Origin of the sequence: Ferrimonas balearica (genome assembly GCF_019802085.1) — a bacterium.
Taxonomy (GTDB): domain Bacteria; phylum Pseudomonadota; class Gammaproteobacteria; order Enterobacterales; family Shewanellaceae; genus Ferrimonas; species Ferrimonas balearica_B.
Genome location: NZ_JAHVHV010000005.1, coordinates 58,248 through 81,924, shown reverse-complemented (window position 1 = coordinate 81,924; position 23,677 = coordinate 58,248). Strand labels below are relative to the sequence as shown.

Here is a 23,677-nt window from a genome sequence, read left to right as displayed (position 1 = left end):
ATATGTCCCGTTCTATTATGTTGGTCCCGGTCGGTACCGGGGTTGGCCTGACCTCCGTCAGCATGGGTATGGTGCGCGCCCTGGAGCGCCAGGGTGTGAAGGTGAACTTCTTCAAGCCCATCGCCCAGCAGCGTCCGGGGGACACCGGCCCGGAGCGTTCCAGCACCATTCTCAGCACTTCCCCGAACATCAACCCGCCGGAGCCGCTGGCGATGGAGTTCGCCGAGCAGGTGATCAGCGCCGGGGACACCGACGTGCTGCTCGAAGAGATCGTCGCCGCGGTCAAGCCGGTGGAAGCCGACACCGAGGTGATGGTGGTCGAGGGCCTGGTGCCCACCCGCAGCCACCCCTTCGCCAACACCCTCAACGCCAACATCGCCAAGGCCCTGGACGCCGACATCGTGCTGGTGATCAACCCCGGTGCCGACACCGCCGCCCAGGTGCAGAACCGCCTGGAAGTGGCCGTCAACAACTTCGGTGGCAAGGGCAACAAGCGGATCCTGGGTGCCATCGTCAACAAGATTGGCGCCCCGGTGGACGAGCGCGGCCGCGCCCGTCCGGACCTGTCCGAGGTGTTTGACCACGAGGGCGTGGTGCGTGGCAGCCAGGCGGAGATGTTCCAGCTGTCCGCCAACAGCCCGGTGCCGATCCTCGGTGCCATCCCCTACAACCTGGGCCTGGTGTCCCCCCGTGCTTCCGATCTGGCCAAGCACCTGGGTGCCCGCCTGGTCAACGCCGGCGACATGCACAGCCGCCGCCTGCGCCGGGTCAGCTTCTGTGCCCGCTCCATCCCCAACATGATTGGCCACCTGCAGGCCGACTCCCTGCTGGTGACCTCCGCCGACCGCGAAGACGTGGTGGTCTCCGTCTGTCTGGCGGCGATGAACGGCATGAAGCTGGGCGCCCTGCTGCTGACCGGTGGCTACGAGCTGGACGAGCAGGTGCAGCGCCTGTGTCAGCAGGCCTTCGACACCGGCCTGCCGGTGCTGGTGGTGGACACCAACACCTGGCAGACCGCGCTGAACATCCAGAACTTCAACCACGAAGTGCCCCTGGATGACATGGAGCGGATCGAAGAGGTGCAGAACTTTGTCGCCTCCCACATCGATCGCAAGTTCATCGAGAGCCTGTCCGACAACTCCACCCGCGAGCGCCGCCTGAGCCCGCCGGCCTTCCGCTACCAGCTGACCGAGCTGGCCCGCCAGGCCGGCAAGCGCGTGGTGCTGCCGGAGGGCGACGAGCCGCGCACCATCAAGGCCGCCGCCATCTGTGCCGAGCGTGGCATCGCCAACTGTGTGCTGCTGGGCAACCCGGATGAGATCCGCCGCGTAGCGGAGCTGCAGGGCGTGACCTTGGGCGAGGGGATCGAGATCGTCAACCCCGCCGAGGTGATCGAGAACTACGTGGCCCCCATGTGCGAGCTGCGCAAGAACAAGGGCCTGACCGAAGTGGTGGCCCGCGAGCAGCTGCAGGACACCGTGGTACTGGGCACCATGATGCTGGCCCAGGACGAGGTCGACGGCCTGGTCTCCGGTGCCGTGCACACCACCGCCAACACCATCCGTCCGCCGCTGCAGCTGATCAAGACCGCCCCGGGCTCCTCCCTGGTCTCCTCGGTGTTCTTCATGCTGCTGCCGGATCAGGTGCTGGTGTACGGTGACTGTGCCATCAACCCGGATCCGAACGCCGAGCAGCTGGCGGAGATCGCCATTCAGTCGGCGGACTCCGCCAAGGCCTTCGGCATCGAGCCCCGCGTCGCCATGATCTCCTACTCCACCGGCAGCTCCGGCGCCGGTGCCGACGTGGAGAAGGTGCGCGAGGCCACCCGCCTGGCCCAGGAGAAGCGTCCGGACCTGATGATCGACGGTCCGCTGCAGTACGACGCCGCGGTGATGCCCAATGTGGCGGCCTCCAAGGCCCCCAACAGCCCGGTGGCCGGCAAGGCCACGGTGTTCGTCTTCCCGGACCTGAACACCGGCAACACCACCTACAAGGCGGTGCAGCGCTCCGCAGATCTGATCTCCATCGGTCCGATGCTGCAGGGCATGCGCAAGCCGGTGAACGATCTGTCCCGTGGCGCCCTGGTGGAAGACATTGTCTATACCATCGCGTTGACGGCGATTCAGGCCCACGCCTGAGTTCACTGACAGAAAAAGCCCGCCATCCGGCGGGCTTTTTTGACTCTTGTCGGAAAACTGACCCCTAACAAATAGTCTTTAAATATAGACACTTAGAAAAATTGGCCTGGCCTTTTAACAGGCTTGTCCACAGATTCTGTGGATAACCTACTCCAGACCACGTAACACCAGGTCACGATAGCTCACCAGGCCGATGATGGTCCCGCCCTGCTCCACCGGCGCCTGGTTGATGCCAAAGCGCTCAAACAATCGGGCACAGTAGCGGATGTCCATCTCCGGGGAGATGCTGAGCACCGGCTTGCTCATCACCTCGTAGAGGTTGACCCGCCCCGCGGCTCTGTCCCGGGCCACCACCTGCTTACCGATGTCCGACAGCAGCACCAGGCCAAATTCGTCCCCCGGGTCCCGCTTGTCGATCACCAAAGCCTCGGCGGACGCCGCTCGCAGCTGGGCCACCCCCTCGGCAACGGTGCGGATCCCCTCCATCAGGACGAAGCGTTCGGTCATCACCTGCCGCACCGTGGTCCTTGGCTTGCTCATAACCGATCCTCCAGTTTGTCACTCAGCGACTCGATTTGGTGGGCCACCCCCACCACGTCCTCCACATCCAGCTGCAGGGCGATCCCGGTGCCCGGGGTGTGGTCAAACTCCCCCACCCGGGCGATGGTTTCCAGGATCTCCCGGGCCAGGTGCTCCTCCACCACGAACAGCAGCACATCCCGCTGCAACTCCAGGTTGAGGCCAAAGAAGGTTTTACGGGGCTTGAGCCCCTCGCCCCGGGCGTGGTTGATGAGGGTCACCCCGGTGGCCCCCGCGGCCCGGGCAGCGTCCACCAGCTCCTGGGACTGGCGGTCGTCGACAAAGGCGATGATTAACTTGAAGCGCATGGATCACCTCATCCGTTGATTGCGTTCGTGCAGCCAGAGCGTCAGCTGGGCATAGCTCATGACCGTGATAATGGGAAACAGGCTGGCAAAGGCAATAAGGCCAAAACCGTCTAGAAGGGGGCTGCGGCCGGGGATGGCGCTGGCCAGCCCCAGCCCCAGGGCCGCCACCAGGGGCACCGTCACCGTGGAGGTGGTGACGCCGCCGGAGTCGTAGGCCAGGGGGATGATCATCTTGGGGGCGAAGCGGGTCTGGATCACCACCAGCAGGTAGCCCGCCAGGATGTACCAGTGCAGCGGATCCCCCACCACGATGCGATAGCTGCCCAGGGCGATGCCGATGGCCACCCCCAGGGCCACGGCGATGCGCAGCCCCCAGGGCCGGATGGCGTTGCCGCTGACCTCGCTGGCCTTGATGGCCACGGCGATGAGCGAGGGCTCGGCAATGGTGGTGGCGAAACCCACCGCGAAGGCGAACAGGTAGACCCAGTAGTAGTGCCACCACTGGCCGTCACCGGGCAGGAAGTCCGGAGCCGTCAGCTGCCGGGCCATCAGCTCTCCCAAGGGGAACAGGGCCCCCTCCAGCCCCACCAGAAACAGCGCCAGGCCCAGCACCACGCACACCAGGCCCAGCAGCAGCGGTCGCCACTGGGCGATCTTTTGGCGCAGCACCCCCAGTTGGAAGCCGAACAGCACCGCCACGATGGGCACCACGTCCGCCAGGGTGTCGGTCAGCGTAAGCCAGAACGCCGTCAGCCAAGCCATGGGCGCAGAATTCCGAAGCAGAGCACGAAGATGATGGGCAATAGGGACGCGAAGGCGATAAGACCAAAGCCGTCCAGCAGGGGGTTGCGCCCCTCCAGGCTGGTGGCCAGGCCAACCCCCAGGGCCGTAACCAGGGGCACGGTGATGGTGGAGGTGGTGACGCCGCCGGAGTCGTAGGCGATGCCGATGATGTCCGCCGGAGCGAACACCGTGAGCACCATAACGATGAGGTAGCCGCTGATGATGAGCCGGTGCAGGGGCCAGCCCAGCAAGATCCGCAGCACCCCCAGCAAAATGGCCACCCCCACCGACAGGGCGACGGTCAGCCGCAGCTGATCGGCGTAGCGTTCCTGGGCCGCCATGTCCCGGGCGATCACCCCCGCCTCGGCCGCCACCTCGGCGGCCTCCTCCGATACGGCGATGAGGGCCGGCTCCGCCACCGTGGTGCCAAAGCCGAGCAGGAAGGCAAAGCTCAACAACCAGAACAGCGAGCCCTTGCGGGCAAAGGCCCGGGCCAGGCTCTCCCCCAGGGGAAAGAGCGCCAGCTCCAGGCCATAGACGAAGAGGGTCAGCCCCAGGATCACCAGGGTCAGGCCCACCAGGATGTCCGCCAGGTTGGGCAGCGGCTGGCCCAGCACCACCAGTTGGAAAAACCCCACCACCAGCACGATGGGAAGCAGATCCCGGGCGCTGTCCAGCAAGGTCTTGGCCACCCCTCGTAACTCCACGCGCCCTGCCTTATCGTTTACATTGTTGCAACAATTAAAGCATGAAGCGTCAGTGGCCTGGGATGATCCGGATCAAGGAGTGGGCAGGCTCAACTTATGGAGTGGCCGGCCGATACCACGAACAGACCCACCCGGAGACCCCATGAACAGATTGATGATGCTCTTGCTGGCGGCAGCCCTGCTGACCGCCTGCAGCCCCCACCCGGATCAGGCCCGCCCCGAATCCGTGGCCCTGGATTTCTTTGATGCCCTCTATAACCGCAACGACGCCACCCGGGCGATGCAGCTGGTGGATGAGGAGCTGGGGGAGCTGATGGCCCACTACCGGTTGGCCAGCCAGATCCAGCGCAACATCATCGGCCTGGCGATGACCGACGTGGAGCTGTCGGTGGCGGAGGTGGACATCGATTTCTTCCGCCGCAACAGCAACCGGGTGGAGGTGTTGATCCAGTTCCAGGGGCACAAAGGGGGCCGCGTGATGCGGGATGACCGCCTGGTGCGCCTGGAACGGGTGGGCGAGCGCTGGATCATCACCCACCTCTACAGCGATCCCTTCAAGACCAACGGCTGAGCTTCAGCCTCCGGCGGCCCGCCCTTCGCGGCGGGGATCCGCGGCCCCCTGCCAACCCTTCTCGGTTTTCATGATCACCTGCACGCCACTGTTCAGGGGCACCGACTTGACCCGGTAGCCCCGCTCAGCCATCGCCTCCAGGGCCCCACCCCAGGGGCGATCCGCTTCCAGGGCCAGGTAGTCGTTGCGGTGGCTTACCCTGGGCAGCGCCATGGCGCGCTCCAGGGGCAGCTGCCAGTCGAGGATGGCGATGGTGGTCTGGGCCACGTAACTGATGATGCGGCTGCCCCCGGGGGAGCCGATGGCCAGCAGCGGTTGCCCCTTAGCATCCAGCACTATGGTCGGGGCCATGGAGGAGCGCGGTCGCTTGCCCCCCTCCACCCGGTTGGCCGCCGGCGCGCTGGCCGGGCCCGGATGGCGGGAGAAGTCCGTCAGCTGGTTATTGAGCAGAAAGCCCCCCACCATGATGCTGGAGCCAAACCCCATCTCGATGCTGCTGGTCATGCTGAGCAGGTTGCCCTCACGGTCCGCCATCACCAGGTGGGTGGTGGAGGGCAGATCCGCGGTGGCATCCGCCCCGACGGGCCGGGACAGATCGCCGGGCTGGGCCGGGCCAGCGTCCTTCAGCGGCGGGATCAGCTGGCGTCGCTGGGCCAGGTACTCTGGTGCGAGCATCGCCTCAAGGGGCACGCTGACATGGTCGTTGTCCGCCAGGTAATGGTTACGATCGGCGTAGGCCAGGCGGGAGGCCTGACTGAACAGATGCAGAAACTCAACGGAGTTGGGGGCCATGGAGGCCACATCGAAACCGCTCATCAGCCCCAGGATCTGGGCCACCGCCGGGCCACCGGAGCTGGGCGGGCCCATGCCGCACACCTGGTAGGCCCGGTAGGGCCCGCACACCGGCGCCCGCCATTTGGGCCGGTAGGCCGCCAGGTCCGCTTCACTGAGCAGGCCGGGTCGGTCCAGATCGTTGGCCACTGCCGTGACCATCGCCTTGGCCAGGGGGCCCCGGTAGAAGCCCTCCGGCCCCTGCGCGGCGATCCGCTTCAAGCTGTCGGCCAGGGCGGGGTTTTTCAGCAGGGTGCCGGCGCTTAAGGACTGTCCCCCGGGGTAGAAGTAATCCCGTGCCGCGCCGGGGCGCAACAGGCCGGGATTGAGCTCCCGGGCCAGCAGGCCCGCCAGGCGGGGCGAGACTTCGAAACCCTGCTCCGCCAATGTGATGGCCGGTTCCATCAGGCTGGCCCAGGGCAAGGTGCCGTAGCGCCGGTGCCCCTCGTAGAGCGCCGCCACTGCGCCAGGCACCCCCACCGACCGGCCGCCGACCACCGCCTCCAACCAGGAGAGGGGTTCGCCATCGGGCCCTAGGAACAGCTCGGGGTGCGCGCGGGCCGGGGCGGTTTCCCGACCGTCCAGGCTCACCAGCTGCTGGGCCTCGGCGTCCCAGTAGAGCAAAAACAGGCCGCCTCCGATGCCGGAGGACTGGGGTTCGGTCAGGGTCAGCACCATCTGGGCTGCTACCGCCGCATCCAGGGCGCTGCCGCCCCGGGCCAGGGTGGCGCGGGCCGCTTCGGTGGCGTGGGGGTTGGCGGTGGCCGCCAGGTAGTGGGGGGCCGAGACGCTGGACTCCAGGACGAAGCCGGTGGGGGCTTCCGGCTCCGGGGCGGCCCAGGCGGGCAGGCTCAGCAGCGAAAGCAGGCTCAGGCGGGCGAGCAGGGGCATAGGGGACTCCGTTTCCAAGTGACGGCGCCCAGTGTCGCCGGAGTGCCGGGCACTTGCAAACCCAAACAAAAACAGCGGCCCAAGGCCGCTGTTTCTGCTGATGATCGCTCAGTTTACCTCAGTCGAGGTACGCGTCCTCGTCCAGGTCCACCGGCAGTTCATCGGCGACTTCATCCTGAAGCTGGTAGTAGGCGTCCTGATAATCTTGAACTTCCATCAACAACCTCTCGTTCAATGGCAACTCTGCCCTGTGCAGATAGGCAAAGTGTACCACCGACGCAGGCCCGGATCCACTAAGTGCTTGTTTTCAAAGGAAAGATGTATTATTTCAAACAAAACTCTGCAAGCCGCTGATCTTTTTCTACCCTCCGGTGGTTTTGATGGCTGAGTTACGAAATTCAGCAACAAAATGCCCCTGGATAGACCAAAGGGTTTCCAAAAACGGTCAAGGCCAGCAAAACAATCTAAGGGGCCCGGCCCCCTTGGCGTAGAGTCAGAATTGACCCCATACCAAGAGGTGGCCATGAATACGCTTGTTGAGTACGAAGCCGCACGACTGGAACAGTTGTTGGAGTCCGATCCCCTGGCGGCACGGATGTTCATGGAAACCATGCACATGCCGCTGGATGTTCAGGACAGCATTCTGTCCGAGGTGAGCAAGCTGCGCCGGCGGGATCGCAACGCCCTGGCCCAGGTGATCGAGCAGCACGGCATCAGCGTGCTGCCAGATCAGATCAGCCGCTGACCGACTTTCGGTAACGGAGCACCTTGAGGCCCCGCTGGGGGTCCCGCTCGCGAAACACCGGCGGATTGGCCAACCGCTCGACGAACCGAAGTTCCGGCGCGTGTTCGGCGATCTGCTCCTTCAGAAAATCCAGCCCCAGCTCCGGTGCGTTGAGGCACAGCAGTGCCTCGCCGCCGGGTACCATCAACTCGGCCAAGCGGCGCAGCAACCGAGGGTAGTCCTTGGTGGCGATAAAGCTCCCCTGCTGAAAACTGGGGGGATCCACCACCACCATATCGTAGGGCCCCAACTTGCGCAGCTTGCCAAAGGTCTTGAACAGGTCGTGCCCCAGGTAGCGCACCCCCGCTTCCAGGCCATTCTTGGCATGGTTGCGCTGGCCCTGGTTGAGCGCCGGTTTGCTCATGTCCAGGTTGACCACCTCCTGGGCACCGCCGGCCTTGGCAAACACCGAGAAGGCACAGGTGTAGGCAAAGAGGTTGAGCACCCTCCGCCCCTGGCTGTGCGCCCGCACCCACTGACGCCCGGCGGCCATGTCGAGAAACAGACCGTGGTTCTGCCCCTTGAGCAGGTTCAGCTCGAACCACAATCCCCCCTCGCTGACCCAGTGGGGGCTGGGCAGGCTGCCCTGCACCAGGGTGGTGTGCGCCGGGCTCTGGCTGCGGTCCTGCCACACCAGGGCCGGGGGTTCGCCGCCAAGCTGCTGCCACCACAGGTTGAGTTCGGCCACCAGGGCCTGGCGCTCGGCCTCGCTGACCGGGCCGAACTGGGTGACCAGCAGCGCCGGAGCCAGCCAGTCCAGGGTGAGGTGGTTCAGGCCGGGGTAACACTGGCCACGGCCGTGGAACAGCCGCTGCGCCTCGGGGCCGGGCAGCTCGGGGGGCAGGTGTTCGAGCAGCGTCACGACTCCTCCGGAGACTTGGCCTCACCGTCCGCCTGGGCAACCATGGGCTGGCTCACCACCTGGGGGTCTCCCTCCAGCAGCATCGCGGCCCAGCGCCCCCCCTCGGAGGACTCCAACGCAATCTTGACGATCATGGTCAGGGGCACCGACAGCAGCATCCCCACGGAACCGAGCAGCCAGCCCCAGAACACCAAGCTCAGGAACACCACCAGGGTGGAGAGCCCCAGGCTGCGCCCCATCAGGCGCGGCTCCACCATGTTGCCCATCACCATGTTGACCCCCACGTAGAGGCCGGCCACCCCGGCGGCGGGCCCCAGGCCCAACTGCAAAAAGGCCAGAGCCACCGGCGGCACCGCGGCGATGATGGAGCCGATGTTGGGGATGTAGTTGAACAGGAAAGCCACCAGACCCCACAGCAGGAAGTAGTCGACCCCAAGCAGGTAGAGGCCGAAGCCGCAGATCACCCCGGTGCCCAGGCTGACCACCGTCTTGATCGCCAGGTAACGATTGACCGACTCCAGGAAGCGGTCGATCTGCTTCAGGCGCATCTGGGGATCGTCCAGGGCGTAGTGCAGCTTGCGGCTGAGCCCGGAGCTTTCAAACAGCATGAACACCACGGTCAGCACAATCAGCAGGGTGTTGGTCATCAGCGCCCCAAGGCTTGAGACGATGTTGGTGGCGACGCTCATCAAACCGCTGGGATCAAACTGCTCCTTGATCTGCGCCGTAGAGAGGTTGAACTGACCCGCTTTCTCCACCAGGCCGGCGAAGGTGTCGCTGAGCTGGGCACGGTACTCCGGCAGCTGCCGGGTGAAGTCGTTGATGGAGCTGCCCACCAGGGTGGCGATCCAGGTGCCCAGCATGATCACCACCACCATCACCACCAGGATGGCCAGGCCCCGGGGCAGCTTGAGGCGCATCAGCGCCGTGACCATGGGACTGCAGATGATGGCGATGAACAGCGACAGCAAAAAGGGCACCACGATGGCGCTGGCGGCCTTGATGCCGGCGAAGATCACCATCATCGAGGCCAGGAACAGCGCCGTGCGCAGGGCCACAGATCCTTGATTCAGTGGAGCGGGTACCATTAGTGTGATCCTATAATTCGGTCAAAACTCTCAGGGAAATCAGAGCCATTATGAAGCAAAACCAAGCGGTTATCCGTATTAAAAACCTGCGTCTTCGCACCTACATCGGCATCAACGACGATGAGGTGCAAAACAAACAGGACGTGATCATCAACGCCGAGATCCATTACTGCGCCGACAAGGCCCGCAACAGCGACGACATGGACGACGCCCTCAACTACCGCACCATCACCAAGAAAGTGATCAAGCTGGTGGAGATGAACCGCTTCTCGCTGCTGGAAAAACTCACCGGCGACGTGCTGGCCATCGCCTCGGAGCACCCCTGGGTCGAGTACGCTCGGGTAGAGGTCGATAAGCCCCACGCCTTGCGCTTTGCCGATTCGGTCTCACTGCAGCTAAGCTTTGAGAAAGAAATCAACCGCTAAGGTTTAACCGTGAAGCTTCTTGTCACCGGCGGCACCGGCTTTATCGGCCGGGCCCTGATCGCCCGCCTTCAGGACGAGCATGAGATCACCGTGCTGACCCGGGACCCGGAACGGGCCACCCGGCAACTGGGCGGTGGCGTCACCCTGCAACGCTCCCTGGCCACCCTGCACAACCTGGACGGCTTCGATGGCGTGATCAACCTGGCCGGCGAGCCCATCGCCGAGGGGCGCTGGACCATGGCCAAGAAGCGGGCCATCTGCGACAGCCGCTGGCAGATCACCGAGTCTCTGGTCAGGCTGTGCAACACCAGCGCTAAGCCCCCGTCGGTGTGGATCAACGCCTCGGCCATCGGGATCTACGGCGCCCGGGACGCCCAACCGGTGGACGAGTCCACCCCGGTCAGCCCCATGAGCTTTGCCGAGCAGGTGTGCGAGCGCTGGGAGGGGATCGCCCGCCGGGCGGCCACCCAGGCCACCCGACAGTGTATCCTGCGCATCGGCCTGGTGCTGCACCCGGACGGGGGGGCGCTGAAAAAGATGCTGCCGGCGTTTCGTTTCGGTCTGGGCGGGCCCATCGGCAGTGGCGAGCAGATGATGTCCTGGATCCACCGGGACGACCTGGTGGCCCTGATCCATCACCTGCTGACCCACCCCGAGTGCGAGGGGGTGTTCAACGGCACCGCCCCCCACCCGGTCTCCAACCGGGGGTTCAGCCAGGCCCTGGGCCAGGCCCTGGGGCGGCCGGCGGTGCTGCCGATGCCGGCGCCGGTACTCAAGCTGCTGTTTGGCGAGATGAGTGAGCTGTTACTCACCGGCCAGGCGGTGCTGCCCAAGGCGGCCGAAGCCGCCGGCTTTACTTTCCAGTATCCACAGCTCGCTTCGGCCCTCGACCAGCTGCTCAGTCGCCCCTGAGCAGGGCGGCGCAGTTGTTGGCCAGCAGGCGACGGCAGGCGAAGCGGCCCATCAGGCCAATCAGCAGCGCCCCGAGCACCGGGATCACCGCCCACCACAGCCAGTGCGCCTTGACCACCAGGTTGAACACCTGGGTCTTGAGCAGGTAGAGGGTCAGCTCCGCCACCACCACCGCCAGCAGGCCCGCCAGGGCCCCCAGGATCAGAAACTCCCAGTTCACCGCGCTGCGCAGCAGCCGACCCGGTGCCCCCAGGGTGCGCATGATCGCCAGCTCCTGGCGTCTTGATGCCATCCCCGCCTCGGTCTGGGCCAGCAGCACCATGGCGGACGCCACCACCACCACCAGCAGCACCAGGCTCAAGGCCAGTGAGACCTGGTCAATCACCCCACGCAGCTGATCGATCAAGGCCCCCACGTCGATCACCGACACCGTGGGGAACTGCCGGATCAGCTCGTTCACCAGGGTCTCCTGACCCGGCGGGTGGTGGAAGCTGGCGATGTAGGTGGCCACGAAGGGGGCCATGGTCTCCGGCGGGAAGATCATGAAGAAGTTGGGCTGCATGGTTTCCCAGTTCACCTGGCGCAGGCTGGTGATGGTGGCCACCACCTCACGCCCGTCGATGGTGAAGGTCAGCTCATCCCCCAGCCCCACCTCGAGCCGCTCCGCCACCTGGGCCTCCACTGACACCTCCCCCACGGCATCGGGGGCAAACCACTGGCCCGCCACCACCGGGTTATTGGGGGGCAGCGTGGCTCGGTAGGTCAGGTTCAGCTCCCGGCCAATGCCACGGGGGCCACGGGGGGCGTTCTCCTCCGACTCCTTGGTCACCGGCTTGCGCACCGTCTCACCATTGACCGACGACAGACGGCCGCGGATCACCGGGTAGAGATCCGTGGCGTCCACCTGGCGCTCGGCCAGAAACTGGGACAGGGCCTGGGTGTCCTGGGGCGCGATGTTCACCAGGAAATGGTCCGGCGTGTTGGCGGGCAGCTGATCCTGCCAGTCGCTGAGCAGGTCCTGGCGCAGCGCCAGGATGGTCAGCAGCAGCATCAGGGCCACGGAGAAGCCCACCAGCTGCAGGGCGTTATCACTGGAGCGACGGCGCAAGCCGGCCAGGGCCAGCTTCAGGGGACTGCTGGTGGCCATCCCCAGTTGGCGGCCGCTGGAGAGCAGCACAAAGCCCACCAGGGCCAGCAAGCCGGCCAGGGCCCCTGCCCCCACCAGCAACACCACCGTCATGCGCAGGCTGCCGCTGTAGAGCCACGCCAACAGCGCCAGGGCACCCACCGCCATCAGGCCGTTCAGCCAGGCGCCCCAGCGAGCGGGGCCGATGTCCTGGCGCAGCACCCGCATCGGCGGCACCGACAGCAGGCGCAACAGCGGATAGAGGGTGAAGCCGAAGCCGGCGATCAACCCGGTGCCGGCCCCCAGGGCCAGGGGCCGCCAGGGCACGACGTCCATCGCTTCGCTGCCGAATTGGGCCGGCAGCAGGGTGATCAGCCCCCGGGCCGCCAGGGCCCCCAGCGCCAGGCCCACCGCCAGGCTGAGCAGGGTCACCAGGGTCAGGTGAAGGATGAAGATCCCCCGCACCTGGCCGTGGCTGGCCCCCAGGGTCTTAAACATGGCCACCACGTCGTAGTGGCGCTGGCAGTAACGGCGGGCCGCCACCCCGATGGCGGCGCAGGCCAGGGCAATGCCCAGCAGCGCCGAGAGCAGCAGGAACTGCTCCGCCCGGCCGATGGCCCGGGCCAGGGGCGACTCCTGAGAGCGCACGTCCACCAGCCGCTGGGAGGTGGTCAGTCGGGGCGTCAGATAGGCCTCCAGCTCGGCGATGGCCGACTCCCGGCCGGCAAACTGGTAGCGCCACTGCAGACGGCTGCCCGGCTGCACCACGCCGGTACGCTCCACCTCCTCCAGGCGCATAAGCACCACAGGCGCCGAGGCAAAGACGTTGAAACCGGCGTCCGGCAAACGGTCGATGGCGGCATCGAGGCGGAACTGGGCATCGCCAATCTCCGCCACCTGCGCCTCATCCAGCCAGGCCGCCAGCCGCCGGTCCAGCCAGAGGCTGCCCTCGGGAGGCAGAGGATGGGCCGACGGGGCCATCAGATCGATGCTGCCCCGCAGGGGGTAGCTGTCGGACACCGCCTTGACGGTGACCAGCTGCAGCTGGTCACCGGCGAAGATCATCGATTGGAACTCCAGGGTGCTGGCCACTTCCAGCCCCATCTCCCGGGCCTGCTGCAGCCATTGGGAGTCCACCGCCTGGGGGGAGCTGAGGATGCGGTCCGCCGCCAGGAAGGAGGCGGCCTGGTGATCGATGGCCCGCTTGAGCCGGTCGGAGACCAGGCCCAGTCCGGTCACGGCGGTGACCGCCAGGATGAGCGCCGAGGCGATCAGGCGCAGCTGACCCCGGGCCAGTTCGCGGCGAAAGAGTCGCCAGGCTAAGGGCCAGGTGATCATAACGCCTCCAGACGGCCGGCGTTCATCGCCACCTGACGCTGGCAGCGCTTGGCCAGCTCCAGGTCGTGGGTGACCAGCACCAGGGTGGTGCCCTGCTCCCGGTTCAGCTCGAACAGCAGGTCCTCCACGGTGTCGCTGTTGGTGTGGTCCAGGTTGCCGGTGGGCTCATCGGCGAACAGGATCGCCGGCTGAGTGGCAAAGGCCCGGGCGATGGCCACCCGCTGCTGTTCACCGCCGGAGAGCTGGTTGGGGAAATGGTCCAGACGCGCGCTCAGGCCCACCCGCTCGAGCAGCTGCTCCGCCAGTGCCTTGGCCCCCTCCTGGCCCGCCAGCTCCAACGGCAGCATGACGTTCTCCAGCGCCGTGAGGCTGTCCACCAGCATGAAGGACTGGAAGATAAAGCCCACCTTCTGGCCCCGCAGCGCCGCCCGCTGCTCCTCGTCCAGCTGGTGCAGGGGCGCCCCCGCCAGCCAGATCTCGCCGCTGGAGGCGCGGTCCAGCCCCGCCAGCAGGGCCAATAGGGTGGACTTGCCCGCTCCCGAGGGACCGGTGACCGCCAGGGATTCACCCTGCTTGACTTCCAGGTCCACCCCTTTGAGGATCGAAAGCGAGCCATCTAGCGTATCGACATCACGTCGAAGTTGACGAACCACGATGGCCTGTTCGGAAGAGACGGAGGATAACGGAGTGGACATGGTGCGGCGTTCCCTGCTGATAGTGATTTTGTGGTTGTGTTCACCCTGGGTGTGGGCAAACCAGACTTCCATTCTAATACTGGGTGACAGCTTAAGCGCAAGCTATGGCATGGACGAGGCGGACGGTTGGGTCAGAAAATTGCAACAAAATTTACCTGACATTCAGCTGATTAACGCCTCAGTCAGCGGTGAGACCAGCGACGGCGGCCTGCGTCGCCTGCCGGGTTTGCTGGCCCAGCACCAGCCGGACTGGGTGTTTATCGAGCTGGGGGGCAACGACGGTTTGCGGGGGTTCCAGCCTGCCCTTACCCAGCAGAACCTGGCCCAGTTGATTGAGCTCAGTCAGGCCGCCGGGGCCGGGGTGTTGCTGTCGGAGGTGATGGTGCCGCCCAACTACGGTCGCCGCTACGCCGAGCTGTTCCAGGGGATCTACCCCAGCCTGGCCGAGGCCCACGACGTGGCCCTGGTGCCGTTTTTTATGACGGAGATCGCCACGGATCCCAGCCTGATGCAGCGGGACGGCATCCACCCCAACCGGGCGGCCCAGGAGAAGATCGCCGCCTTTCTGAAACCCTGGTTTGAGCAGGCGGTGGCGGAGTGAGGTGCCGCCAGACCGGGTTGTCCGAGCACAAAAAAAGCCACCCGATTGGGTGGCTTTTTTTTGTGTAATGCGTGGCGTCCCCTAGGGGATTCGAACCCCTGTTACCGCCGTGAAAGGGCGGTGTCCTAGGCCTCTAGACGAAGGGGACCCCGGACTCACCGTTTCAACTCTGGTGACAAGAGAAAATGGCATCCCGTAGGGGATTCGAACCCCTGTTGCCGCCGTGAAAGGGCGGAGTCCTAGGCCTCTAGACGAACGGGACGTCGTTTCACCGTTTTGTCTCTGGTGACCGGAGATTGATTGCCGAAGCAATCAAAAGTGGTGGAGCTACGCGGGATCGAACCGCGGACCTCTTGCATGCCATGCAAGCGCTCTCCCAGCTGAGCTATAGCCCCGAAAGATTTGGTGGGCGATACCGGGCTTGAACCAGTGACCCCCTGCTTGTAAGGCAGGTGCTCTCCCAACTGAGCTAATCGCCCAAATCTTTTGGTTGATGCGCCGCAGGCCTAGTGCGTCACATCAAAAATGGCATCCCGTAGGGGATTCGAACCCCTGTTGCCGCCGTGAAAGGGCGGAGTCCTAGGCCTCTAGACGAACGGGACGTCGTTTCACCGTTTTGTCTCTGGTGATCGGAGATTGACTGCCGAAACAATCAAAAGTGGTGGAGCTACGCGGGATCGAACCGCGGACCTCTTGCATGCCATGCAAGCGCTCTCCCAGCTGAGCTATAGCCCCGAAAGATTTGGTGGGCGATACCGGGCTTGAACCAGTGACCCCCTGCTTGTAAGGCAGGTGCTCTCCCAACTGAGCTAATCGCCCAAATCTTTGGTTTTGCTCGTTATAAACGAACAAAAGAAACAGTGGCGTCCCCTAGGGGATTCGAACCCCTGTTACCGCCGTGAAAGGGCGGTGTCCTAGGCCTCTAGACGAAGGGGACCCCGGACTCACCGTTTCATCTCCGGTGACAAGAGAAGGTGGTGGGCGATACCGGGCTTGAACCAGTGACCCCCTGCTTGTAAGGCAGGTGCTCTCCCAACTGAGCTAATCGCCCCAAAACCTGGGTGGTGACCAGTCGAAACTGATAACCGAATAAGTGGCGTCCCCTAGGGGATTCGAACCCCTGTTACCGCCGTGAAAGGGCGGTGTCCTAGGCCTCTAGACGAAGGGGACCCCGGACATAAAAGGCCGCTCGGCGGCCCTTTATTGAAAAAGTGGTGGAGCTACGCGGGATCGAACCGCGGACCTCTTGCATGCCATGCAAGCGCTCTCCCAGCTGAGCTATAGCCCCACTTTGGTTGGCTCTTTCGGGGGTGTCCCCGTCAGTGCGAGGCGCATTTTAGGGATTCCGGCCCAAAAGAGTCAACACGTTTTTCAGGAATTCGCCCTGTTTGCTACAAATTCCACCGCTTTGCCGATTCTCTCGACGGAACGCGCTTGCCCAATCAACAACAGGGTCAAATCCAGGCTCGGAGACTGGCCTGCGCCGGTCACCGCCACCCGCAGCGGCATGCCCACTTTGCCCATGCCAAGCTCAAGCTCTTCGGCGGTGGACTTGATGCACTCGTGGATCGCCTCGGCGCTCCAGTCGGTCAGGGCCGCCAGCTTCTCCTGTACCAGGGCCAGGGGCGCCTGGGCCACGGGGCGCAGGTGCTTCTTGGCGGCGGCTTCGTCGAAGTCGGCAAAGTCCTCGTAGTAGTAGCGGCTGCTGGCCGCCAGCTCCTTGAGGGTCTGGCTGCGCTCGGCCATCACCGGGATCAGTGCTTCCAGGCTGGGGCCGTTGCTGGCGTCGATCTTCTGATCGTCAAAGTGCCAGGCCAGGTGCTTGGCCACCTCGGCCACCGGCAGCTGCTTCATGTAGTGCTGGTTCAGCCACAACAGCTTCTCGGTGTTGAACGCCGAGGCGGACTTGTTGATCGCCTTGAGGCTGAACAGCTCAATCATCTCCGCCACGGAGAAGATCTCCTGGTCACCGTGGGACCAGCCCAGGCGCACCAGGTAGTTGAGCAGCGCCTCGGGCAGGTAGCCGTCGTCGCGGTACTGCATGACGCTGACCGCACCGTGGCGCTTGGACAGCTTGGCCCCGTCGTCGCCGAGGATCATGGAGACGTGAGCGAACTCCGGCACCGGGGCCCCCAGGGCCTGGTAGATGTTGATCTGGCGAGGGGTGTTGTTGATGTGGTCCTCACCGCGGACCACCTGAGTGATCCCCATGTCCCAGTCGTCCACCACCACACAGAAGTTGTAGGTGGGGGAGCCGTCGCTGCGACGGATGATGAGATCGTCCAGCTCGCGGTTGTCGATGGCGATGCGGCCGCGGACGTGGTCGTCAAACACCACGCTGCCCTCGGTGGGGTTCTTGAAGCGGATGACGAAGGGCGCGTCCTCGGCGTGATCCGGGTTGCCGTTGCGGCAGTGGCCGTCGTAACGGGCCTTTTCACCGTTGGCCATCTGCTGCTCGCGCAGGGCATCCACCCGCTCCTTGGAGCAGTAGCACTTGTAGGCCTTGCCCTCGGCCAGCAGCTGGTCGATCAGTTGGTTGTAGCGATCGAAGCGCTGGGTCTGGTAGTAGGGGCCCTCTTCCCAGTTGAGTCCGAGCCACTCCATCCCCTCGATGATGGCGTCGATGGCCTCCTGGGTGGAGCGCTCCAGATCGGTGTCTTCGATGCGCAGCACGAACTGGCCGCCCTGGTTGCGGGCGTAGAGCCAGGAGTAGAGTGCGGTGCGGGCGCCGCCCACGTGGAGAAAGCCAGTCGGACTGGGAGCAAATCGGGTCTTAACGGTCATGTCCTTCTCGATGTTCCAAAAAGATCGACGGCCGGTCGGCCAGTAAGCCCGCTAGTTTAGCAGCCCTGAGACGGCGCACCAATGATCTCGCTCCGGCAAATCGCACCCGTTGTTGCGCCGGAACGGGCGAATCGACCAGCGTGATCTACCCTTGGCAAAAGACGGCGGTTTGGAGGCGAGCAGATGCCTTACAACATTTCCCAATCGGCGCCCGTGGAGAGCATCGCGCTGTACCTGAAACAGATCCACGGCTACGACCTCGCCCGGGCTCAGAGTGAGGCCCAGACGGTGGTGGAGGAGTTTCGCAAGATGCAGCGTCTAGGCTACATCCGTGGCTGGTATTTCGACGAGCAGGGTCACCTGGATCTCATCCCCACCGACGATGTGCTGAGCCGTCTGGGCAACAAATAGCTTTACCTGCGTCCCGAGCAGCGCTATAAATAAACACATTGGTTTATTTATTGGATACTCGGGATGAGCCCCCACCGCGTCCTCGCCGCCACACTGCTGGTCACCCTGATCAGCGTCAGCGGCATCGCCCTGCCCTACCCCATCCTGGCCCCACTGTTTCTGGAGATGGGCCACCCCATCAGCGTGTTTTACGGGATCCCCCCCAAGCTGCTGCTGGGCGCCATCCTGGCCATCTACCCCCTGGGCATCCTGCTGGGCAGTAACGTCATCGGCGCCTGGTCTGACCGGGCCGGGCGGCGCAAGGTGCTGCAGTGGACCATGTTGGGCACCACTTTGGGCTACGCCCTCTCCGCCTGGGCGGTCAGCCGCGGTGATTTCGCCCTGTTTGCCCTCAGCCGGTTGTTGACCGGGGTATGCGAAGGCAACCTGAGCGTGGCCCGGGCCATCGCCGCCGACCTTCACCCCAAAATCGACCGCACTCGGGCCTTCTCATTGCTCAGTGCCACCACCTACGCCGGGTACCTGGTGGGCCCGGTGGTGGGCGGGCTGCTGCTGCCGTTGGGGGCCTCGGTGGCCTTCTGGGTGGGCGCCGGGGCCTGCCTGGTGGCGGTGGGGGTGATCAGCCTCAGCCTGCCCCGGGATAAGCCGGTCGCCAAACCCGGCGGTGGCCGCCACAGCCTGGCGCTGGTGGCGGATCCCAAGATCCGTCCCTTCTTTGGGCTCTACCTTTTGCTGATGCTGGCCACCAACGGGTTTTACGAGTTCTACCCGGTGTGGCTGGTGGAGTACCGGGGTTTCGACAGCATCGCCATCGCCCAGGCAACGGTGCTGCTCACCTCGGCGATGATCCTGGTGGCCACCACCGCCAGCATGGTGCTGAAGCGCCGCTTGGGGCTGGCCCCCTCGGCGCTGCTGGGAATGGGGCTGTTCAGCCTCGCCCTGGCGCTGCTGCCCCTGGGCGGCGGCCACTACGTGCTGCCCTTTATCGCCATGGGGGCCGGCATCGCCATCTACAACGCCATGCTGCCCACCTACCTGGCCGAGCGCGGGGGCGACCACGGCCAGGGGCAGCTGATGGGGCTGATGACCACCACCTTCTGCCTGGGCAACGTATTGATGGCCTTGGGCGGTTCGGTACTGGCGCTGCTGGACACCCGTTACGTTCTCTCCCTGTCGGGGTTACTGGGCCTGGCCGCCGCCTGGCAGTTTTCCCGTCACCACTACCGGCTCAACACCTGGCCAGCACCGGCCCAGGCCGAGGGCCAGTCCTGAGCCGGAAGCCACCGCAGGCGGTTTATAAGTCTTTGTATTTGTTTTTAATGCTGGCATAGTAATTGAACCGCCCCCCGATTCGCCCGGACAGACACACCGCCTATGGATCTTCGTCAGCTTCGCAACTTTGTCATGGTGGCTGAACACGCCAGCTTCACCCGCGCCGCCCGCGTCCTGGGGGTGGCCCAACCGGCGGTCAGCACCGCCATCAAGAAACTGGAAACCGATCTGGGGCTGGTGCTGCTGCACCGCCAGGATAAGCGGGTGCAGTTGACCGCCGAGGGCAACGAACTGCTGCCCCACGCCAAGGCGATCCTGGAGCGGGTGGAGCAGGCCAGTCAGGCGATGGCCCGGCTGCGGGACCTGGACCGCGGCGAGGTGCGCATCGCCCTGCCGGGGATGATCGGCTCCTACTACTTCCCGGCCCTGCTGATGGCGTTTCACCACCGCTACCCGGATCTGAAGCTGTCTTTGTGTGAGGCGGGCACCCGGGAGATCCAGGGAATGCTGGAGCGGGACGAGGTGGACATCGGCATCATCATCGAACCCACCGCCGATCAGGGGCTGGAAACCGTGCCCCTGACCCGCCAGGAGATGATCGTAGCGGTGGGGCTGGACCACCCGCTGGCCAACGAGGAGAAGATCGATCTCGACACCTTCTTCCAGCACGAGCTGGTGATGTTCAAGCCCGGCTACTACCACCGGGAGCTCATCAACAACCTGGCCAAGCACCTGGGCGTCACCCCGGACATCGCTTTTGAGACCAACCTGATTGAGCTGATCCGCAGCATCGTGCGTCAGGGTTTCGCCATCACCACGGTGCTCAAGATGGTGGTGGACCAGGATCCGGACATCAAGGCGATCCCCTTCAAGGACCCCCTCCATATGGACCTGCACGTGGGCTGGAAATCCGGCCGTGCCCTGACCCAGGCGGACCGCACTTTCCTGGACTTCCTGCTGGAGCAGAATCCCCGCTGATCAGGGCAGCAGGGTGTTGAGCATCAACTGCAGCACCAGGGCGTTGGAGATGTCCACAAAGAAGGCGTTGGCCAGGGGCAGGATCATAAAGGCCAGCGGCGCCGCGCCGTATCGCGCCACCAGGGCGTTCATATTGGCCATGGCATTGGGCAGCGCCCCCAGCCCCATCCCCATGTAACCGGCACAGAGCACCGCGCTGTCGTAGCTGCGTCCCAGCAAGGGGAAGAGCAAAAAGCGCACCATCACCAGCATCGCCAGCACCTGGGCCACCACGGTCAGCAGCATCGGCAGGGCCAGGTCCACCAGGGTCCACAACTGCATCCCCATCAGCGACATCGACAGGAACAGCCCCAGGGTGATCTCCGACAGCAGTGGCAGGGACTGCCCTTCACTGGGCGCTTCCAACCGAGGCACCAGTCGCGGCAGGGTGTTGGTCAGCACCAGACCGGCTAGCAAACAGGCGAGAAACTCCGGCAGGTTGACCCCATGGGTCCCGGCCCAGTCGGAAACGGCGCTGCCGATGATCATCCCGGCGCTGACGTACATCAGCACCACAAACATCCCCTGGCTGTCGATGCGCCGCTTGCTGCTCTCCCCCCGGGGTTTGCTGTCGAGCACCGGCTCCACCGACTTGAGTCCGTGTTTCTCAATCAGGCGCTGGGCCATGGGTCCGCCGACAATGCCCCCCATCACCAACCCCAGGGTGGCGCTGCCGATGCCGATCTCCAGGGCGTTAGTGACCCCGGCCTGGGATTCAAACACCCCGGCCCAGGCCACCGAGGTGCCGTGGCCACCGAACAGGGAAACCGAACCGAGCAGCAGCCCCTCCACCGGCTCCAGCCCGGTGGCCTGGGCCATCCCCAGCCCCACCAGGTTCTGCAGGATCACCCCGCCGACGCAGAACACCATCAGCACCGCCAGAGGACGGCCCCCCTTGCTCAGGGTATCGAGCCGTGCGGAGAGACCGATGGTGGTGAAAAAGGCCAGCAGCAGGGCGTCGCGCAGGGCCATGTCGAAGTGCAGTTCCAGCCCCCAGAACTGGTGGGCCAGCAGGGCCAGCAGCGAGGCGAACAGGCCACCGCTGACCGGTTGGGGGATGTTGTAGCGTCTCAGTACCCCAACGTAGTGGGTCAGCGCTCGTCCCATCAGCAGGACTACGATGGCGGCCAACACCGTCTCTCGCAGGGATAACTCCATAATCAACACCTTTACCGCATGCCGGTGCCTGGGCACCGGAGTGAAAACCGGCGGGCGATACTACCCCCTGCCCGAAGGCGAAAACAAATCGATTGCGGCGATTCTTTGCTCACTCCGCTCCGGGGGCGGGCCGGTTGCCGCGCTGCACGGCCGAGGTGGGGACACACAACTGGCTGTATCCCAATTACTTTTGCGGACTTAACGGCTCGGGGGTGCAGGAAGGGAAAGTATAGGAGCCGGCGGGTGCTTTTGATGGAAAAACGCGCAGTGTGGGCGCGTTCTCCCGGGTGTGGCCGAGGCCCACCCGGGAAAAGGCCAAGATCAGCTGGCGTCCGGCTGGCGCTCCGGGGCGGCCTGTTCGAAGGCGCTCAGCGCACGACAACGGGCGGTGATGGCACGGATGAGCGGATACTCGTCCAGGGGCACCTTGAAGCGCTCGGCGTTGTACACCTGGGGCACCAGGCACAGATCCGCCATGGTGACCTCGTCGCCCACGCAGAAGTCGCCGGCGGTCTGCTCCAACTGCAGCTCCAGGCCCTCAAACGCGGTCTTGATCCAGTGGTGATACCAGGCGGTTTTCTGCGCTTCGGAGACTTTCAGCTCGCCGCTGAGGTACTTGAGCACCCGCAGGTTATTGAGCGGATGGCAGTCGCTGGCGATGTTCTGGGACAGCGCCCGCACCTTGGCCCGGGCCACCGGGCCCTCCGGCAACAGGGCCGGCTCGGGGTAGGCCTCGTCCAGGTACTCCATGATGGCCAGGGACTGGTTGAGGATAAGATCGCCGTCCACCAAGGTGGGCACCAGGTGGTTGGGGTTTAGCACCCCGTAGGCGGGGTGGTGCTGCTCGCCGCCATCGCGAACCAGGTGCACCGAGCGGTGCTCAAAGGCCAGGCCTTTGTGGTGGCAGGCGATGCGAACCCGATATGCGGCGCTGGAGCGCCAGTAACCGTAGAGTGTGAGCATTAACTTTCCGTGTTGTCTGATGGACCGAACGGTTGTGGGGATACCGCGCCCCAGTCCTAACGTAGCACCATTTTGCCCGGGGAGAGAGCCCCGACTTCGGGGGCCACCAGGGCGGGGGCGACAGTACCGGGTGGCGATAGGGCCCCGGGCTTGGCGGTTCTGCTGCCGGGGGCGCTAAGGGAAGAAAAAAGCCCTGCCGGAGCAGGGCTTGGCTGGCTTAAATCACGCCGCGGCGGATCTGATCCTCTTCGATGGACTCGAACAGGGCTTTGAAGTTGCCCTCGCCGAACCCCTCGTTGCCTTTGCGCTGGATGATCTCGAAGAACACCGGGCCAATCACCGTCTGGGTGAAGATCTGCAGCAGAATGCCGTCTTTCATCGGCGCACCGTCGATCAGGATGCGCAGGTCCCGCATCGCCGCCAGGTCTTCACCGTGGCCTTCCACCCGGGCGTCCACCTTGTCGTAGTAGGTGTCCGGGGTGGGCATGAAATCCATGCCGCCAGCGCGCAGGGCCCGCACCGACTCGTAGATGTTGTCGGTGGTCAGGGCGATGTGCTGGATCCCCTCACCGTTGTACTCCCGCAGGTACTCCTCAATCTGGCTCTTGTCGTCGGAGGACTCGTTGATCGGGATGCGGATCTTGCCACAGGGGCCGGTCATGGCACGGCTCACCAGGCCGGTCAGCTTGCCCTCGATGTCGAAGTAGCGGATCTCGCGGAAGTTGCCGATGCGCTCGTAGAACCCGGCCCACTTGTCCATGTTGCCCTGGAATACGTTGTGGGTGAGGTGGTCAATTTCATAGAGCCCCTTGTCGGCACTCTTGAGGCGCTCGGCGAAATCGTCGTAGAAGACAAAATCGACGTCGTAGATGCTCTGATCGCCATAGCGGTCCACGAAGTAGAGGGTGGAGTCGCCGATGCCGTGAACGGCGGGGATGTTGAGCTCCATCGGGCCGATGTTGCCCTCAAACTCGGTGGCGCCGTTCTCCAGGGCGTTGGTTAGGGCCGCCGCGGCGTCCTTGACCCGCCAGGCCATGCCACAGACCGAGGGGCCGTGCAGCTTGGCGAACTCGGCCGCCTGGCTGTGGGGCTGGGCGTTGATAATGAAATTGATGTCGCCCTGGCGGAAGAGCCAGGCGGACTTGGAGCGATGCTTGGCGATCTCGGCAAAGCCCAGCAGGCTGAACAAGTTTTTCAGAGCGGCAATGCCCGCTTCGTCCGGGGCGGTGTACTCGACGAACTCGAACCCGTCGGTACCCAGCGGATTCCAATCCTGCTGTTCGGTATGGGCCATCTTCACTTCTCCCTAGTTGCGTTGCTTTGTTGTTATGTCAGGTAGTCTGTTTAAACAATGCGGCGGCAAGAATAAATAGCGTGACGCAGATCACGCCCCCAGGGATCAGCAAAGGGGATGTCATCCAGGCTTTACATTG

General features: G+C 64.6%; 22 protein-coding genes and 11 tRNA genes. 9 read left to right on the top strand and 24 right to left on the bottom strand.

The annotated features are described in order from the left end of the window. Positions 1–2: 2 nt before the first annotated feature. The gene (gene pta / locus KUV81_RS17140) at positions 3–2,138 is read left to right on the top strand and encodes a phosphate acetyltransferase (protein ID WP_222545107.1); all 2,136 of its coding nucleotides are present in this window, start codon (positions 3–5) and stop codon (positions 2,136–2,138) included. A gap of 147 nt (positions 2,139–2,285) precedes the next feature. Here the strand turns inward: pta and KUV81_RS17135 are convergent, their stop codons facing one another. Genes KUV81_RS17135 through KUV81_RS17120 form a run of 4 tightly spaced genes read right to left on the bottom strand, consistent with a single transcriptional unit; the run spans position 2,286 to position 4,515 of the window. After that, positions 2,286–2,678 (bottom strand): CBS domain-containing protein, encoded by a 393-nt coding sequence (locus KUV81_RS17135; RefSeq protein WP_222545106.1) that lies wholly within the window; start codon positions 2,676–2,678, stop codon positions 2,286–2,288. Beyond that, the gene (locus KUV81_RS17130) at positions 2,675–3,025 is read right to left on the bottom strand and encodes a P-II family nitrogen regulator (RefSeq protein ID WP_222545105.1); all 351 of its coding nucleotides are present in this window, start codon (positions 3,023–3,025) and stop codon (positions 2,675–2,677) included. The genes KUV81_RS17135 and KUV81_RS17130 overlap by 4 nt, the downstream gene beginning before the upstream one ends. A gap of 3 nt (positions 3,026–3,028) precedes the next feature. Further along, entirely contained in the window at positions 3,029–3,787 is a 759-nt protein-coding gene (locus tag KUV81_RS17125; RefSeq protein ID WP_222545104.1) for a DUF1538 domain-containing protein, read from the bottom strand. Beyond that, positions 3,775–4,515, bottom strand: a complete 741-nt coding sequence (locus KUV81_RS17120; protein WP_222545103.1) for a DUF1538 domain-containing protein — start codon at positions 4,513–4,515, stop codon at positions 3,775–3,777. Before KUV81_RS17120 ends, KUV81_RS17125 begins: the two co-directional genes overlap by 13 nt. 142 nt (positions 4,516–4,657) lie before the next feature. Between KUV81_RS17120 and KUV81_RS17115 the strand changes: the two genes are divergently transcribed. After that, the gene (locus tag KUV81_RS17115) at positions 4,658–5,086 is read left to right on the top strand and encodes a hypothetical protein (protein ID WP_222545102.1); all 429 of its coding nucleotides are present in this window, start codon (positions 4,658–4,660) and stop codon (positions 5,084–5,086) included. 3 nt (positions 5,087–5,089) lie between these two features. On the opposite strand, the gene ggt is transcribed toward KUV81_RS17115, so the two are convergent. Then, complete coding sequence (gene ggt, locus KUV81_RS17110) at positions 5,090–6,808, bottom strand: gamma-glutamyltransferase (RefSeq protein WP_261389471.1); 1,719 nt, start codon at positions 6,806–6,808, stop codon at positions 5,090–5,092. A 523-nt stretch (positions 6,809–7,331) separates the two neighbouring features. Between ggt and KUV81_RS17105 the strand changes: the two genes are divergently transcribed. Then, complete coding sequence (locus KUV81_RS17105) at positions 7,332–7,553, top strand: hypothetical protein (RefSeq protein WP_222545101.1); 222 nt, start codon at positions 7,332–7,334, stop codon at positions 7,551–7,553. On the opposite strand, the gene KUV81_RS17100 is transcribed toward KUV81_RS17105, so the two are convergent. Then, positions 7,543–8,454, bottom strand: a complete 912-nt coding sequence (locus KUV81_RS17100; RefSeq protein WP_222545100.1) for a class I SAM-dependent methyltransferase — start codon at positions 8,452–8,454, stop codon at positions 7,543–7,545. The genes KUV81_RS17105 and KUV81_RS17100 overlap by 11 nt on opposite strands. Continuing rightward, positions 8,451–9,542: an AI-2E family transporter gene (locus tag KUV81_RS17095; protein ID WP_222545099.1), complete on the bottom strand. Its 1,092-nt coding sequence runs from the start codon at positions 9,540–9,542 to the stop codon at positions 8,451–8,453. The genes KUV81_RS17100 and KUV81_RS17095 overlap by 4 nt, the downstream gene beginning before the upstream one ends. Positions 9,543–9,592: 50 nt before the next feature. Between KUV81_RS17095 and folX the strand changes: the two genes are divergently transcribed. Both folX and KUV81_RS17085 read left to right on the top strand, forming a co-directional pair. Continuing rightward, positions 9,593–9,967, top strand: coding sequence for a dihydroneopterin triphosphate 2'-epimerase (folX, locus tag KUV81_RS17090; RefSeq protein ID WP_222545098.1), 375 nt, complete (start codon positions 9,593–9,595; stop codon positions 9,965–9,967). A gap of 9 nt (positions 9,968–9,976) precedes the next feature. After that, entirely contained in the window at positions 9,977–10,879 is a 903-nt protein-coding gene (locus KUV81_RS17085) for a TIGR01777 family oxidoreductase (RefSeq protein WP_222545097.1), read from the top strand. Here KUV81_RS17085 and KUV81_RS17080 read toward each other — a convergent pair. Together KUV81_RS17080 and KUV81_RS17075 are read right to left on the bottom strand one after the other, a co-directional pair. Continuing rightward, entirely contained in the window at positions 10,866–13,343 is a 2,478-nt protein-coding gene (locus KUV81_RS17080) for an ABC transporter permease (RefSeq protein ID WP_261389470.1), read from the bottom strand. The two genes, KUV81_RS17085 and KUV81_RS17080, sit on opposite strands and share 14 nt — an antisense overlap. Continuing rightward, a complete protein-coding gene (locus tag KUV81_RS17075) occupies positions 13,340–14,038 on the bottom strand; it encodes an ABC transporter ATP-binding protein (protein WP_222545096.1) in 699 nt (232 codons plus the stop codon). Before KUV81_RS17075 ends, KUV81_RS17080 begins: the two co-directional genes overlap by 4 nt. On the opposite strand from KUV81_RS17075, the gene KUV81_RS17070 reads away from it, so the two are divergent. Next, positions 14,037–14,639: an arylesterase gene (locus KUV81_RS17070; RefSeq protein ID WP_222545095.1), complete on the top strand. Its 603-nt coding sequence runs from the start codon at positions 14,037–14,039 to the stop codon at positions 14,637–14,639. The genes KUV81_RS17075 and KUV81_RS17070 overlap by 2 nt on opposite strands. A 72-nt stretch (positions 14,640–14,711) precedes the next feature. Here KUV81_RS17070 and KUV81_RS17065 read toward each other — a convergent pair. The 12 genes from KUV81_RS17065 to gltX form a co-directional block, all read right to left on the bottom strand. Next, positions 14,712–14,787, bottom strand: a tRNA-Glu gene (locus KUV81_RS17065). Between the two features lie 38 nt (positions 14,788–14,825). After that, positions 14,826–14,901 (bottom strand) — tRNA-Glu (locus tag KUV81_RS17060). Positions 14,902–14,958: 57 nt separating this feature from the next. After that, positions 14,959–15,034, bottom strand: a tRNA-Ala gene (locus tag KUV81_RS17055). A gap of 8 nt (positions 15,035–15,042) precedes the next feature. After that, a tRNA-Val gene (locus tag KUV81_RS17050) sits at positions 15,043–15,118 on the bottom strand. Between the two features lie 47 nt (positions 15,119–15,165). Then, positions 15,166–15,241 (bottom strand) — tRNA-Glu (locus KUV81_RS17045). 57 nt (positions 15,242–15,298) lie between these two features. Further along, positions 15,299–15,374: transfer RNA gene (locus KUV81_RS17040), tRNA-Ala, on the bottom strand. Between the two features lie 8 nt (positions 15,375–15,382). Further along, positions 15,383–15,458 (bottom strand) — tRNA-Val (locus KUV81_RS17035). A 42-nt stretch (positions 15,459–15,500) separates the two neighbouring features. Beyond that, positions 15,501–15,576, bottom strand: a tRNA-Glu gene (locus tag KUV81_RS17030). A gap of 38 nt (positions 15,577–15,614) precedes the next feature. Beyond that, positions 15,615–15,690 (bottom strand) — tRNA-Val (locus KUV81_RS17025). Positions 15,691–15,733: 43 nt separating this feature from the next. Next, positions 15,734–15,809: transfer RNA gene (locus tag KUV81_RS17020), tRNA-Glu, on the bottom strand. Positions 15,810–15,851: 42 nt separating this feature from the next. After that, positions 15,852–15,927: transfer RNA gene (locus KUV81_RS17015), tRNA-Ala, on the bottom strand. Positions 15,928–16,010: 83 nt separating this feature from the next. Continuing rightward, positions 16,011–17,423: a glutamate--tRNA ligase gene (gltX, locus tag KUV81_RS17010; protein ID WP_222545094.1), complete on the bottom strand. Its 1,413-nt coding sequence runs from the start codon at positions 17,421–17,423 to the stop codon at positions 16,011–16,013. Between the two features lie 183 nt (positions 17,424–17,606). Here gltX and KUV81_RS17005 point away from each other — a divergent pair, with 183 nt between their 5' ends. From KUV81_RS17005 to KUV81_RS16995, 3 genes are all read left to right on the top strand, one after another. After that, positions 17,607–17,834, top strand: a complete 228-nt coding sequence (locus KUV81_RS17005) for a hypothetical protein (protein WP_222545093.1) — start codon at positions 17,607–17,609, stop codon at positions 17,832–17,834. Between the two features lie 63 nt (positions 17,835–17,897). Beyond that, entirely contained in the window at positions 17,898–19,106 is a 1,209-nt protein-coding gene (locus tag KUV81_RS17000; protein WP_222545092.1) for an MFS transporter, read from the top strand. 102 nt (positions 19,107–19,208) lie between these two features. Next, positions 19,209–20,084, top strand: coding sequence for a LysR family transcriptional regulator (locus tag KUV81_RS16995; protein WP_222545091.1), 876 nt, complete (start codon positions 19,209–19,211; stop codon positions 20,082–20,084). Here the strand turns inward: KUV81_RS16995 and gltS are convergent, their stop codons facing one another. The 3 genes from gltS to hppD all read right to left on the bottom strand — a co-directional run bounded on the left by gltS (position 20,085) and on the right by hppD (position 23,538). Next, positions 20,085–21,281 carry a sodium/glutamate symporter gene (gene gltS / locus KUV81_RS16990; protein WP_222545090.1) on the bottom strand — a complete coding sequence of 399 codons (1,197 nt, stop codon included), beginning with the start codon at positions 21,279–21,281 and terminating at the stop codon, positions 20,085–20,087. A gap of 321 nt (positions 21,282–21,602) precedes the next feature. Continuing rightward, positions 21,603–22,244, bottom strand: coding sequence for a maleylacetoacetate isomerase (gene maiA, locus KUV81_RS16985; RefSeq protein ID WP_222545089.1), 642 nt, complete (start codon positions 22,242–22,244; stop codon positions 21,603–21,605). Between the two features lie 217 nt (positions 22,245–22,461). Next, the gene (gene hppD, locus KUV81_RS16980) at positions 22,462–23,538 is read right to left on the bottom strand and encodes a 4-hydroxyphenylpyruvate dioxygenase (RefSeq protein WP_222545088.1); all 1,077 of its coding nucleotides are present in this window, start codon (positions 23,536–23,538) and stop codon (positions 22,462–22,464) included. Positions 23,539–23,677: the final 139 nt, after the last annotated feature.

What these genes read in the sequence shown, in the direction of transcription:
- pta (WP_222545107.1), top strand. Translation starts at nt 3, where the DNA reads ATGTCCCGTTCTATTATGTTGGTCCCGGTCGGTACCGGGGTTGGCCTG.
- KUV81_RS17135 (WP_222545106.1), bottom strand. Translation starts at nt 2,678, where the DNA reads ATGAGCAAGCCAAGGACCACGGTGCGGCAGGTGATGACCGAACGCTTC.
- KUV81_RS17130 (WP_222545105.1), bottom strand. Translation starts at nt 3,025, where the DNA reads ATGCGCTTCAAGTTAATCATCGCCTTTGTCGACGACCGCCAGTCCCAG.
- KUV81_RS17125 (WP_222545104.1), bottom strand. Translation starts at nt 3,787, where the DNA reads ATGGCTTGGCTGACGGCGTTCTGGCTTACGCTGACCGACACCCTGGCG.
- KUV81_RS17115 (WP_222545102.1), top strand. Translation starts at nt 4,658, where the DNA reads ATGAACAGATTGATGATGCTCTTGCTGGCGGCAGCCCTGCTGACCGCC.
- ggt (WP_261389471.1), bottom strand. Translation starts at nt 6,808, where the DNA reads ATGCCCCTGCTCGCCCGCCTGAGCCTGCTTTCGCTGCTGAGCCTGCCC.
- KUV81_RS17105 (WP_222545101.1), top strand. Translation starts at nt 7,332, where the DNA reads ATGAATACGCTTGTTGAGTACGAAGCCGCACGACTGGAACAGTTGTTG.
- KUV81_RS17095 (WP_222545099.1), bottom strand. Translation starts at nt 9,542, where the DNA reads ATGGTACCCGCTCCACTGAATCAAGGATCTGTGGCCCTGCGCACGGCG.
- folX (WP_222545098.1), top strand. Translation starts at nt 9,593, where the DNA reads ATGAAGCAAAACCAAGCGGTTATCCGTATTAAAAACCTGCGTCTTCGC.
- KUV81_RS17080 (WP_261389470.1), bottom strand. Translation starts at nt 13,343, where the DNA reads ATGATCACCTGGCCCTTAGCCTGGCGACTCTTTCGCCGCGAACTGGCC.
- KUV81_RS17070 (WP_222545095.1), top strand. Translation starts at nt 14,037, where the DNA reads ATGGTGCGGCGTTCCCTGCTGATAGTGATTTTGTGGTTGTGTTCACCC.
- KUV81_RS17075 (WP_222545096.1), bottom strand. Translation starts at nt 14,038, where the DNA reads ATGTCCACTCCGTTATCCTCCGTCTCTTCCGAACAGGCCATCGTGGTT.
- gltX (WP_222545094.1), bottom strand. Translation starts at nt 17,423, where the DNA reads ATGACCGTTAAGACCCGATTTGCTCCCAGTCCGACTGGCTTTCTCCAC.
- KUV81_RS17005 (WP_222545093.1), top strand. Translation starts at nt 17,607, where the DNA reads ATGCCTTACAACATTTCCCAATCGGCGCCCGTGGAGAGCATCGCGCTG.
- KUV81_RS17000 (WP_222545092.1), top strand. Translation starts at nt 17,898, where the DNA reads ATGAGCCCCCACCGCGTCCTCGCCGCCACACTGCTGGTCACCCTGATC.
- KUV81_RS16995 (WP_222545091.1), top strand. Translation starts at nt 19,209, where the DNA reads ATGGATCTTCGTCAGCTTCGCAACTTTGTCATGGTGGCTGAACACGCC.
- gltS (WP_222545090.1), bottom strand. Translation starts at nt 21,281, where the DNA reads ATGGAGTTATCCCTGCGAGAGACGGTGTTGGCCGCCATCGTAGTCCTG.
- maiA (WP_222545089.1), bottom strand. Translation starts at nt 22,244, where the DNA reads ATGCTCACACTCTACGGTTACTGGCGCTCCAGCGCCGCATATCGGGTT.
- hppD (WP_222545088.1), bottom strand. Translation starts at nt 23,538, where the DNA reads ATGGCCCATACCGAACAGCAGGATTGGAATCCGCTGGGTACCGACGGG.